Here is a 12,327-nt window from a genome sequence, read left to right on the forward strand (position 1 = left end):
CGCCCCGCCCTCCTTGGCCGGGCATGTCCACCACCTGCCCTACCGGGCAAGCCCTAAGCGGCCCCGGCCCCCGTGAGCGCCCGTACCTCCGTCTCCGCGTGCCGCGCCTCGTCGGCGGCCTCCGGGGAGAGCACCGTTCCCAGCCAGCCCATCAGAAAGCCCAGCGGGATCGACACGACACCGGGGTTGTCGAGTGGGAAGACGGCGAAGTCCAGTACGGGGAAGAGGGCCTCCGGGCTCCCTGAGACCACCGGCGAAAGGATGACCAGGGTGATCGCAGGGATCAGGCCGCCGTATACGGACCACACCGCGCCCCGGGTCGTGAAGCGTCGCCAGAAGAGAGTGAAGAGCAGGACCGGCAGGTTGGCCGACGCGGCGACGGCGAACGCCAGCCCTACCAGGAAGGCCACGTTCAAGTCCTGGGCGAGCAGTGCGAGGCCGATGGCGACCGCGCCGACGGCCACCGCCGCGATGCGCGCCACCGCCACCTCGGCGCGCTGGGCGTCCTGCGCGGTGTCGCGCGGACGTCGTAGGGAGGCATACAGGTCGTGTGCCACGGAGGCCGACGACGCGAGTGTGATGCCGGCGACCACGGCCAGGATGGTGGCGAACGCGACCGCGGCCACCACGGCGAAGAGCACCGTTCCTCCGGTCGAACCGGCGCCGCCTCCCAGATCGAGGGCGAGCAGCGGGACAGCGGTGTTGCCTGCCGTATTGGACGCGCGGACGGCATCGCTGCCGAGTACTGCGGCGGCACCGAACCCGAGGACGATGGTCATCAGGTAGAAGCCACCGATCAGACCGATGGACCATACGACGGAGCGACGGGCGGAGCGCGCCGTGGGCACGGTGTAGAAGCGGGAGAGGATATGCGGCAGTCCGGCCGTGCCCAGGACGAGTGCGATGCCGAGGCTGATGAAGTCGAGCCGCGAGATCCAGTCGCCGCCGTATTTGAGACCGGGTGCGAGGAAGTCGCGACCGTGGCCACTGCGTTCGGCGGCGGTGTTCAGCAGTGCGTTGATGTCGCCGTGGAAGCGGACCAGTACCAGGACGGTGAGTGCAACCGCCCCGCCCATGAGGAGTACGGCTTTGACGACCTGGATCCAGGTCGTGGCCCGCATGCCGCCGAAGGCGACGTAGACCACCATCAGGGCGCCGACCCCGATCACCATCCAGGTACGGGCCTGCTGGCCCGCGCTGCCCACGAGCAGGGCGACCAGACTGCCGGCACCGACCATCTGCGCCACCAGGTAGAGCACCGACACGGTGACGGAAGCCGCGCCGGCCGCGACCCGGACAGGACGTTCCCGCATCCGGGCGGCGACGACATCGGCGAGGGTGAACCTGCCGCAGTTGCGGACGAGTTCGGCAACGAGGAACAGGACGATGAGCCAAGCGACGAGGAAGCCGACCGAGTACAGCAGGCCGTCATAGCCGAAGAGGGCGATCAGTCCGGAGATGCCGAGGAAGGATGCGGCGGACATGTAGTCCCCCGCGATGGCGAATCCGTTCTCCATGGGCGAGAAGAGTCTTCCGCCCGCGTAGAACTCCTCTGTGGAACCGCGCCTGCGGCGGCTCACCCAGGTGGTGATCGCCAGGGTGACGGCGATGAACACGCTGAACAGAAGCAGCGCGAGGGTCTGGTGGTCACCGGTCACCGGGTGTTCCCTCCGGTCAGTTCCTGGGTTTCCCAGCGGATGTCGAGCGCCGCACTGTCCCTGCGCAGCCGGGCATGGCGCGCGTACGCCCAGGTGAGCAGGAAGGTGGTGGCGAACTGGCCGAGGCCGGCGAGCATCGCGACGTTCAGGGCGCCGGCGACGCGGTGGGCCATGAGGCCCGGCGCGGCGGTCGCCGCGATCACGTAGGCGAGGTACCAAGCCAGGAAGACCGCCGTGCCCGGTAGGACGAAGCGCCGGTAGCGGCGACGCACCTCCTGGAAGGCCGCGCTTCGCTGCACCGCCAGGTAGACCTCGTCATGCGGCCCGGACCGCGGTCCCGGTACCGGCATCGGCACCGGTGGCTGCGTGCCACCCCACCCGTCCGTTGTCTCCGCCGCGTCGTCCAGTTCACCCCACCCGGAGGCGAGAGTGTCGTACCAGGGGTCGTCGAGCCGTAGGGCCCCTGGATCACCGACCGAGCGGCCGTCCTGCTTGTCCACCGAACTCTCCTTGATACACGGGGCTGTTGTCCGTGCGGCCCAAGGGTGGACAGAAAGGAAGATCCGGGATGCTTCATTGCGAATCCTTCACCCCATCAGGTGAGGAGTCACCCGGGCGGCTGTGCGAGACCTTGGCGGTAGGCGTAGTGGATGGCCTGGACCCGGTCCCGTAGCCCCGCTTTGGCGAAGAGATTGTTGATGTGGGTCTTCACGGTCGCCGTGGAAACGTGCAGCGTGCGCGCGATTTCGGGGTTGGACTGTCCCTCGGCGATCAGCCGCACCACCTCCACCTCACGGGCGGTCAGCCCGTCCGGCGGCTCATTCGACGGCTGGGGCCGGGGACGCACGGGCTCTGTGAAGCGCTCCAGGAGCCTGCGTTGGATCTTGGGCGACAGGCCGGCCTCACCCGAGAGCACATCGTCGATGGCACGGACGATCTCGTCGCCGTCGGCGTCCTTGGTCAGGTAGCCGCGTGCGCCGGCTTGGAGAGCGGGGAAGAGCGAGTCGTCGTCCGCATAAGTGGTGAGCACCACGACCTGGGTACCAGGGTGCTCGAGACGGATGCGGCGCGTTGCCTCGACGCCGTCGCAGCGTGGCATCCGCAGATCCATCAGGACGACGTCGGGCGCGAGTTCCGCAACGAGGCGGACTGCCTCCGCGCCATCGGCAGCCGATCCGACGACCTCGATCCCCGGCAGCAGTCCCAGCAGCATCACGATTCCCTCGCGCACCACCGTCTGGTCGTCGGCGACGACGACCCGTGTCACCGTGCGCTCTGTCATGCCGGCACCCGCAATCTCACCACGAAACCGTCTCCATCAGGGCCGGACTCCAGCGTTCCGCCGAGCAGTTCCGCGCGCTCCCGCATTCCGGGCAGACCGTACCCGGAGCCGCTCTTGGCGAGCTCGCCGGGCTTCCCGCAGCCACCGGAGTCGCGCACTTCAAGCCCCACGTCCTCCGTCCCGTAGTCCAGCCGCACGCTCACCCGGGCTCCCGGAGCGTGCTTGCGCACGTTCGTCAAAGCCTCCTGGGCGACCCTGCGGACCGCGAGGCCGGCTTCGGCCGGCACGGTGCGGGCCTCGCCCATCACCAGCAGCTGAGCGCCCTCAGCGGCGGCCAGGCGGCTCAGGAAGTCCTCGACCGGGATCATCTCCCCGCGCAGTGCGGAAAGCGCCTCACGGGTGCCTTCCAGCCCTTCTCGGGCCATCCCCCGGCACGCCGTGACCCGCTCCAGGAGCTGATCGCGGTCAGCCTCGAGGTCCGCGCTGCGCTGTATCAGCAGCCGTACCGCCTCCAGGTGCACCAGTTGGGCGCTGAGGCTGTGGGCGAGCACATCGTGGATCTCCCGTGCGATCCGCCCGCGTTCGGTCAGCGCCGCTGATTCGGCCTCCGCCTTGTGAGCCGTCCGTTCCTGGGCCAGCAGCCGCTGGGCGTTGCCACGCGCCTCGGCGTCAAGGCGTATGACGTAGCCCGCCAGCGCCAGACCCACGGTGGTAGCCGTGGTCGCTACCCAATTGCCGGTGTTCATCGCCGCGTACGCGCCCAGGGCGGCGGCGGAGCACGGCAGGGCGACGCTCAGCGGCAGTCGCTCCATGGCGGTGATGGCGCAGGCACACCACAGGACGATCGCGGGCACCCGCGCCCCGGCGAGGTCGAAGCCGAAGGCCGCGGCCTCCAAGAGGGCGAACAGGCCGATGGACGGCCACAGACGGCGCGCCAGTGTCGTGCGGTAGAGGGCGCGGAACGCCAGGACGGTGCCGACCATGCCGGCACCCGCCGCGGCCAGGCCCCAGCCGGTGAATGCCCTCCCCGCCAGGGTGGTCCACATCAGTGCCGCGACCACCACGACACGCACCACACGGCGGATCCACATCCGGGCGCCGGTCATCCCCCCACGGGACAGCGACTCCCGCAGCGGCCAGCTCGTCCAGGAGTTCAGCAGCACGTACGGTCCTTTCGCGGTGCGCTCACGGCCTCAGCCCGCGACGGGGACACGGTACTTCTGCTGCACCGTCTGAGCCCGCCACAGGGTGGCCCCTCCACGGGCCAGCAGCATTGCGGCCACGGAGAGCATGGCGACCGCGCTGCCCTGGTGAACGCCCATGGCCGCGGCGATGCCCAGGAGGCCGAGGCGTAGCACCAGACCGCAGAGCCACACGCCGGCCGCCGCCCAGCCGCCCTTGGTCCACACGACACCGTCCGCGTCCGTCCAGATGCGCGTCGTCCGTGCCCAGCCCACACCACAGGCCAGCCCGATCAGGATCTCCAGGCCCAGCAGAACGGCGGACGCCATGTGGTGTGCAGGGTCCAGGAAGCCGGACTGCCGCACCGCCATGACCGCGAGGACGACCGGGATCAGCCACCACGTCTTGCTCTCCGAAGTGATGCGGTGCGTGGTGAACTGACGGACGAAAACCAGCGCAACAGCCGCGGTGATCACAACGATGTTGAGCAAGCCGCTCATGATCTGGCCCTCCTGGGGACAGGGAATTCGACCGTCCCGACGCTATGGAGCGGCGCTGTCGCCCGGATCGGAGCCAGGGTGGGGCCCGGGTGGAAACGGCGACGGGCGCCTGTCCACCCAGGGGTGGAGAGGCGCCCGTCGGGAGCTGCTGCCCCCTTAGGTGTCGATGCGCGAACGGTCCAGAGTGGACGCGGAGTTGGTGATGAACTCCTTACGGGGCGCGACTTCGTTGCCCATGAGGAGATCGAAGGCCTTCTCCGCCGCCTCGAGGTCGCTGATGTTGATGCGACGCAGGGTGCGGTGGCGCGGGTCCATGGTCGTCTCGGCGAGCTGGTCGGCGTCCATCTCACCCAGACCCTTGTAGCGCTGGATGCTGTCCTTGTAGCGGACCTTCTTGCGCTGGAGTTCGAGCAAGGTCTGGCGCAACTCGTTGTCCGAGTACGTGTAGATGTACCTTTCCTGGCCCTTTTTGGGGTTGATCAGTTCGACACGGTGCAGCGGCGGGACGGCGGAGAACACCCGGCCCTCTTCGACCATCGGGCGCATGTAGCGCTGGAAGAGGGTCAGCAGCAGGCAGCGGATGTGGGCGCCGTCGACGTCGGCGTCGGCCAGGAAGATGACCTTGCCGTACCGGGCGGTGTCGATGTCGAACGTCCGGCCCGAGCCGGCCCCTATGACCTGGATGATGGCGCCGCACTCGGCGTTCTTGAGCATGTCCGAAACCGACGACTTCTGGACATTCAGAATCTTGCCGCGGATCGGCAGCAGGGCCTGGAACTCCGAATTGCGCGCCAGCTTGGCGGTGCCCAGCGCCGAGTCTCCCTCGACGATGAACAGTTCACTGCGGTCGACGTCGTCGCTGCGACAGTCCGCGAGCTTGGCCGGCAGCGAGGAGGATTCCAGCGCCGTCTTCCGCCGCTGGGCCTCCTTGTGCTGACGGGCGGCGATGCGCGTCCGGGCCGCGGCGACGATCTTCTCCAGGACGGCGCGCGCCTGCTGCTTGTCGTCCCGCTTCGTGGAAGTCAGGAACGCCTTGAGTTCCCGGCTCACCACCTGGGCGACGATCCGCGAGGCGGCGGAGGTGCCGAGCACCTCCTTGGTCTGCCCCTCGAACTGCGGCTCCGCGAGCCGCACGGTCACAACGGCGGTGAGGCCCTCTATGGCGTCGTCCTTGACGACGTCGTCCTCGGCGACCCTGAGCAGCTTGCTCGACCGCAGCACCTCGTTGACGGTCTTGGCGACCGACCGCTCGAAACCGGAGACGTGGGTACCGCCCTTGGGCGTCGCGATGATGTTGACGAACGACTTGACCGTCGCGTCGTAGCCGGTGCCCCAGCGCAGCGCGACATCGACGCCCAGTTCCCGGGTGACCTCGGTCGGTGTCATGTGACCGCGGTCATCGAGAACCGGCACGGTCTCCTTGAAAGTGCCCTGGCCGGCCAGCCGGAGCACGTCGCAGACGGCCTTGTCCTGTGCGAGGTACTCGCAGAATTCGCTGATGCCGCCGTCGTAGCGGAACGTCTCTTCGGTCTTTCCGGCGCCGTCGATGCCACGCTCGTCACGGACCACGAGGGTCAGGCCCGGCACGAGGAAGGCCGTCTGGCGGGCGCGGGCGTACAGCGTCTCCAGGGAGAGCTTGGCGTCCTTGAGGAAGATCTGCCGGTCGGCCCAGTAGCGCACCCGGGTGCCGGTCTTCGTCTTGGCGATCCGCTTGCCCTTGAGCAGGCCGTTGCCCGGATCGAACGGGGCGTCGGGGCCGGATTCGGTGAAGATCCCGGGGACGCCGCGGCGGAAGCTGATCGAATGCGTCTTGCTGCTGCGGTCCACCTCGACGTCCAGCCGCGCGGACAGCGCGTTGACGACCGAGGCGCCGACGCCGTGCAGACCGCCGGAGGCCGCGTACGAGCCGCCGCCGAACTTTCCGCCGGCGTGCAGCTTGGTCATCACGACCTCGACGCCGCTGAGTCCGGTCTTGGGCTCGACGTCGACGGGGATGCCCCGGCCGTTGTCCCTGACCTCGACCGACCCGTCGTCGTGGAGGATCACCTCGATGTGATCGCAGTAGCCGCCCAGTGCCTCGTCGACGGAGTTGTCGATGATCTCCCAGAGGCAGTGCATCAACCCCCGGCTGTCCGTCGAGCCGATATACATGCCTGGGCGCTTGCGGACGGCTTCGAGCCCCTCGAGGACGAGCAGATGCCGCGCGGTGTAGTTGGAACCGTCCCGGTCTGCCCCGGTCAGCACTGCGGTGGACGGCACGGACATCTCGGCGGTCACGCGGTTCGCTCCTCGCTGAATTTCTGGCAGTCCGCATTCCGCGGACTCGGTTGTGGCGGTGTCGCCGGTCAGAGGGTACCGAGGCCTGGTAGAGCCGATGTGACGCCACCCGTAAGCATGGCCATGGTAGTAGAATTTCGCTCGTACGTTCGATCCCTCGTTGGGGTGACGTCCGAGTGACGTGCACATCACGTTCCCTTCGAGGCATGAACCATTTAGGCTCCGGGCACGTCCTCATCAACAACCGGCAAGCCAGCCGGGGGGACAGACCAACAACCAACGTGAATCAGACCACCAAGCAATACGGCTCATTCGCCGCCACCCGGCAGCACCCGGCCCCCTCGAAGAATTTTTTCGAGGAAAAGGCACGAGCGGGAACGTTTTCGGCCTGGTTGGATGTTGACCCTGGTACGACAGCTCGTCGAGCTAGAGAAGAGGCGACGTGACTACTGTTCTGACACCCGCGAGCCCGCTGACGGCCGCTGACCGCTGCGACCGCTGCGGCGCCCAGGCATACCTGCGCGTCGTCCTGATGTCCGGCGGAGAACTGCTCTTCTGCGCCCACCACGGTCGCAAGTTCGAGCCAGAACTCAAGAAGATCGCCGCGGAAATACAGGACGAGACGGAGCGGCTGACCGCTTCTCCGGCGTCCGCGTCCGATGAGGAACGCTGACACTTCGCATCCACGACGAGCGAGCAGCGGCCCAGGCCGTACTGCGGGCGGCCTCCCCGACACCACCGGGGAGGCCGCCCGCACTCGTGCGCTCATCCATGGCTGACAGCTCCCCGCGCCGCCCAGTCGGCCCCGTGTGCGGCCACGGCCGGGAGCAGCGCCGAGGCGCGCGTATAGACCCCGGGCCTGCCTGCCTGACCGCAGCCGGTCCCCCACGACACCAGGCCCACCAGCCGGCCGCGCACGACCAGCGGCCCGCCACTGTCCCCCTGGCAGGCGTCCCGGCCGCCGGTCGGCTCCCCCGCGCACAGCATCGACTGCGCTCTGTACTTGCCGTCGGCACTGCCCGGATAGGCCCGCGCACAGACCGCATCCCGCAGCACATTGACGTGTGCCGCCCGCAGGTGTGACGCGTAGCTGCCGCCGCCCGTGGTGTCACCCCAGCCGTAGACCGTGGCCGCGTTGCCCGGCCGGTAGGCACTGTCGTTCCGTTCCGCTATCGGGAGGGGCCGGTTCGGGATCGGCTTGTCGAGCGTCAGGACAGCCATGTCGCCGTCGTTGGTCCAGGTGTTGTAGCGCGGGTTGACCCAGATCTTCGCGGGCTTGAGCTCCTGTCCGCCGCCGGCGGCGAGGTTGTCGCGTCCGACGACGATCCTCAGGTCCCGTACCTGCCGCCAGGGGACGCCCAGCACCTCCTTGCTCAGGCAGTGCGCCGCCGTCACGACCGTCGAGTGCCCGACCAGCACGCCGCCGCAGAACTGTCCGGAGCGCTGGGCCCCGAAACGCTCATGGGAGGCCAGCGCCACCGCCCAGGGGCTGTGCGCCAGCGGTGCGGGCTTCCCGCCGATCACCGACTCGTCCGCGGCCGCCGGCGTCGGCAGAGCGAGGACCAGCGCAAGGGCTCCGAGGGCGGCGTGGACGGTCGGACGCATTCGGACTCCTGACTCTGGGGCAGTACACGCATACCCAGAGTGAGACAATCGGCCGCCCGGCGCACCCGGACGAGCGCGAGCCCGGCCCTCCGGCTAGGAGGACCGGGCTCGTGATGACGTCCGGACGGGTGGGACTAGTCGAGGTAGTCGCGCAGCACCTGGGAGCGCGACGGGTGACGCAGCTTCGACATCGTCTTCGACTCGATCTGGCGGATCCGCTCACGCGTGACGCCGTAGACCTTGCCGATCTCGTCCAGCGTCTTGGGCTGGCCGTCGGTGAGGCCGAAGCGCATGGACACGACGCCGGCCTCACGCTCGGAGAGGGTGTCCAGCACCGAGTGCAGCTGCTCCTGGAGAAGCGTGAAGCTGACCGCATCGGCCGGGACGACCGCCTCGGAGTCCTCGATGAGGTCACCGAACTCGCTGTCGCCGTCCTCGCCCAGCGGGGTGTGCAGCGAGATCGGCTCACGGCCGTACTTCTGGACCTCGATGACCTTTTCAGGGGTCATGTCGAGCTCCTTGGCCAGCTCCTCCGGGGTGGGCTCGCGGCCCAGGTCCTGGAGCATCTGGCGCTGGACGCGCGCGAGCTTGTTGATGACCTCGACCATGTGGACGGGGATACGGATCGTACGGGCCTGGTCGGCCATGGCGCGGGTGATGGCCTGGCGGATCCACCACGTCGCGTAGGTCGAGAACTTGTAGCCCTTGGTGTAGTCGAACTTCTCGACCGCACGGATCAGACCGAGGTTGCCCTCCTGGATCAGGTCCAGGAAGAGCATGCCGCGGCCGGTGTACCGCTTGGCCAGGGAGACGACCAGACGGAGGTTGGCCTCCAGGAGGTGGTTCTTCGCCCGGCGGCCGTCCTCAGCGATGATCTCCAGCTCGCGCTTGAGCTTCGGAGCGAGCTTGTCGGAGTTCGCCAGCTTGTCCTCGGCGAACAGGCCGGCCTCGATGCGCTTGGCGAGCTCGACCTCCTGCTCGGCGTTGAGGAGCGGGACCTTGCCGATCTGCTTGAGGTAGTCCTTGACCGGGTCGGCGGTGGCGCCGGCCGCGGCGACCTGCTGGGCCGGGGCGTCGTCCTCGTCGTCGTCGGACAGAACGAAGCCGGCGTTCTCCGCACCCTCGGCGGCCTCGGGGGCGTCACCCTTACCGGGCGCCGGGGTCTCCTCGGTCGCGTCCTCGTCGAGCAGCTCGTCGACGTCCTTCTTGGACGCGGCCTTCTTTGCGGTGGCCTTCTTGGCCGTGGTCTTCTTCGCGACCGCCTTCTTGGCGGTCGTCTTCTTCGCCGCTGCCTTCTTCGCAGGCGCGGACTCGGACTCACCGGCCGACGGGTCCGCCACGGGGGCGGAGGCCGCGGCTGCGGTCGTCTTCTTGACCGTGGCGGCCTTTGCCGCGACGGTCTTGGTGGCGGTGCGCTTCGCCGGACTCTTCGCTGCGACGCTCTTGCGGGTGCGCTTGGGCGCCTCTGCGGCACTGACCATCAGCGTCACACCCTCCTCGTCGAGGATCTGGTTGAGGCTGCGCAGAACGTTCTTCCACTGGGTTGGCGGAATCTGGTCAGCCTCGAAGGCCCGACGCACGTCATCGCCGGCGATCTGCCCATCTGCCTTTCCCCGCTCGATGAGCGCCATCACAGACTCGGACTCGGCGATCTCCGGCGGGAGCGTACGGGATGTGCTGGCCGACACGAACAACCTCTCGGAACGATGGAAACGGCTTCCGACCCCGTCCACTGTGGATCGGAGCCGACGACCGCCGGTGGGGATGGACCGACGGCGCAGGGGCAACCGGGGAGTTGAACAGCGTCACGAACGCCGCTCGTATTCCCTCCTCGGCTATCACCTCTTAAGTCATCGCGCTTCCCTGAAGAGCGTTACGCCCAATCTGCGTGGCCCGAGTCACACCCCATAACGACCCATTCCCAGTCATATGACATGCAACCCTCCCAAGGTCTCTCGCCGGATCCGGTTGACGCCCCGGATCCGGCGATCTCGTGCGCCATCGCCGCGCACGGCGTGCCCTGCCCGGAGGGGCGTGCAGGGCACGGGGGCCGCGCGGCGCCTACTGTCCGTACGCGGTCGGGTACGGCCTTCAGTGCTCGCGGGGCGCGGGGACGACGTGATCCACGGGCGCCCCGGAGCCCTGGCCGACGACCTCGCCGTGGGCGGCGAGGAGCTGCCGCATCGCGGATTCGGCGGCCGTGGCGTCGCCGGAACCGATGGCGTCGACGACCCGCATGTGCTGCCCCACGGACGTCTCGACCGGTCGCTCGCAGCCGCCGGCGGTGCCACCCGAGACATGCAGGGCGGCGGAGACGATGCCCGAGAGGTGCTCGAGCATGCGGTTGCCGGCGAGCTGGAGCAGCAGCGAGTGGAACTCGGCGTCGGCGCGGGAGAAGGTCATGGTGTCGCCCTGGGCCGCGGAGTGGCCCATGATCTCGACCATGTCCGCCAGCCGCTGCTGGATGTCCTCACGGCCGTGGCCGGCGGCGAGCCGGGCGGCGAGGGGCTCGATCGTCCAGCGGAGCTCACACAGCTCACGACGCTGGTCGTCACGCTGTGGCCCGTAGGCCCGCCATTCGATGATGTCGGGGTCGAGGAGGTTCCAGTCGCTGACCGGTCGCACTCGGGTGCCCACGTTCGGGCGGGCGCTGACGAGGCCCTTGGCCTCGAGAACCCGCAGCGATTCGCGGACGACGGTGCGGGAGACCTCGAAGCGCTGGCCGATCTCCTCGGGTACGAGCGGGCGGTCGGCGCCGAGATCGCCGGAGACGATCATCTGGCCGAGCTGCTGGACGAGTTGGCCGTGCAGACCTCTGCCGCGGCTGCCGGCCGCGCGGCGGCCGACCCGGCCGATGTCTGCCTCGGAGCCGTCCCAGACCTGCGAAACCCGCTCGGCACGTTCCTGGCCGGCTGCGTTGTTGGCGTTCGCGGCGTTGGCCGCGTTGGCGTAGGGGTAGCGGTCAAGCTCGCCCGGGCCTGCGAGGCCGGTGTCGCCGGGGCGAGCCGCGGTCATCATGGTGTGCGCAAGGGTACTCACGCATCTTTTGTCGGCGACACCCTGAACACCCTTGAGGTCTTTGGTGAAAAGCACACGAAAGGGTGATCGCCCCCCATCCCTGAATTGACGCTTTATCGGAAAGAAATGCGCTCTCTGAGGCGAGTTGTGGGCAGTGGCCACAACAACAGGACGCCAAAACATATGCATTACTCGATCAGTGACTGAAGCCGCCCGGCCCGGTGGGCACATCACCGCAGACCAGGCCGGTCGACGGCAACGCCGTTGCCCCGCCTGCGGGTTGGCGCGTGAAACGCATCACGAACAGATGCACCTTGGTCGATTCCGAACGAGCTCTTGACGCGGCGACGGAACGGCAGGACGACCCCGGGCGAGCGTTATGAGAGGCGCCGCGGACAATCCCATTGCGAGGGAACGGAATACGCCAATGCCCCAAACCTCGGCCCAGGTAAAAACTGGCGACAGCCCGCCCAACTGAGGCCGCGAAAAGGCCACTCGGTGACGGTGGCAACGAAGGGCGCCCGTGGCCGGCGTCGGACCGAGGCGGGGAGACGAGACGTGGGCGAGCGACGGGCCGGGGCGTCGGGAACGGTTCGTTCGGGCCGGCCGGGGCAGGTCGCGCTAGTGAGGTGGCGCCCCGGTCGAGCGGCGCTGCGCGACCAGGGGGCCTGACGGCGGCGGAATGCACGCCACAGGGGCCGCCGGGCGACCCGGCGGCAGTGCGAGGCATCGCACCCCTCGCGGGGCGTGAGGCCGGTCGGGAGCTGCGGGAGATACGAGAGGACTCACCCGGTCAAGGTACCGC

General features: G+C 68.7%; 10 protein-coding genes. 1 reads left to right on the forward strand and 9 read right to left on the reverse strand.

Annotation, left to right across the window (positions count from 1 at the left end; translation table 11 throughout):
- Window positions 1-53 precede the first annotated feature (53 nt).
- From AC3EUV_RS24785 to AC3EUV_RS24810, 6 genes are all read right to left on the reverse strand, one after another.
- Entirely contained in the window at window positions 54-1,658 is a 1,605-nt protein-coding gene (locus AC3EUV_RS24785) for a solute symporter family protein (RefSeq protein ID WP_432143930.1), read from the reverse strand.
- Window positions 1,655-2,158 (reverse strand): DUF485 domain-containing protein, encoded by a 504-nt coding sequence (locus AC3EUV_RS24790; protein ID WP_432143931.1) that lies wholly within the window; start codon window positions 2,156-2,158, stop codon window positions 1,655-1,657. Before AC3EUV_RS24790 ends, AC3EUV_RS24785 begins: the two co-directional genes overlap by 4 nt.
- Window positions 2,159-2,265: 107 nt before the next feature.
- A complete protein-coding gene (locus tag AC3EUV_RS24795; RefSeq protein ID WP_432143932.1) occupies window positions 2,266-2,940 on the reverse strand; it encodes a response regulator transcription factor in 675 nt (224 codons plus the stop codon).
- Window positions 2,937-4,103: a sensor histidine kinase gene (locus AC3EUV_RS24800; RefSeq protein WP_432143933.1), complete on the reverse strand. Its 1,167-nt coding sequence runs from the start codon at window positions 4,101-4,103 to the stop codon at window positions 2,937-2,939. The genes AC3EUV_RS24795 and AC3EUV_RS24800 overlap by 4 nt, the downstream gene beginning before the upstream one ends.
- Before the next feature lie 30 nt (window positions 4,104-4,133).
- Window positions 4,134-4,622, reverse strand: coding sequence for a DUF1453 domain-containing protein (locus AC3EUV_RS24805; protein ID WP_432143934.1), 489 nt, complete (start codon window positions 4,620-4,622; stop codon window positions 4,134-4,136).
- A 156-nt stretch (window positions 4,623-4,778) separates the two neighbouring features.
- Entirely contained in the window at window positions 4,779-6,899 is a 2,121-nt protein-coding gene (locus AC3EUV_RS24810; protein ID WP_432143935.1) for a DNA gyrase/topoisomerase IV subunit B, read from the reverse strand.
- Between the two features lie 442 nt (window positions 6,900-7,341).
- Between AC3EUV_RS24810 and AC3EUV_RS24815 the strand changes: the two genes are divergently transcribed.
- A complete protein-coding gene (locus tag AC3EUV_RS24815; RefSeq protein WP_003981845.1) occupies window positions 7,342-7,572 on the forward strand; it encodes a DUF7455 domain-containing protein in 231 nt (76 codons plus the stop codon).
- A 92-nt stretch (window positions 7,573-7,664) separates the two neighbouring features.
- On the opposite strand, the gene AC3EUV_RS24820 is transcribed toward AC3EUV_RS24815, so the two are convergent.
- The 3 genes from AC3EUV_RS24820 to AC3EUV_RS24830 form a co-directional block, all read right to left on the reverse strand.
- Window positions 7,665-8,504 carry a serine protease gene (locus AC3EUV_RS24820; protein ID WP_432143936.1) on the reverse strand — a complete coding sequence of 280 codons (840 nt, stop codon included), beginning with the start codon at window positions 8,502-8,504 and terminating at the stop codon, window positions 7,665-7,667.
- A gap of 134 nt (window positions 8,505-8,638) precedes the next feature.
- On the reverse strand, window positions 8,639-10,192 hold the full coding sequence (locus AC3EUV_RS24825) for an RNA polymerase sigma factor (RefSeq protein ID WP_435603939.1): 1,554 nt from the start codon (window positions 10,190-10,192) through the stop codon (window positions 8,639-8,641).
- 403 nt (window positions 10,193-10,595) lie between these two features.
- Window positions 10,596-11,597, reverse strand: coding sequence for a FadR/GntR family transcriptional regulator (locus AC3EUV_RS24830; protein ID WP_432143938.1), 1,002 nt, complete (start codon window positions 11,595-11,597; stop codon window positions 10,596-10,598).
- Between the last annotated feature and the right edge of the window lie 730 nt (window positions 11,598-12,327).

The organism is Streptomyces sp. bgisy130, from assembly GCF_057708345.1.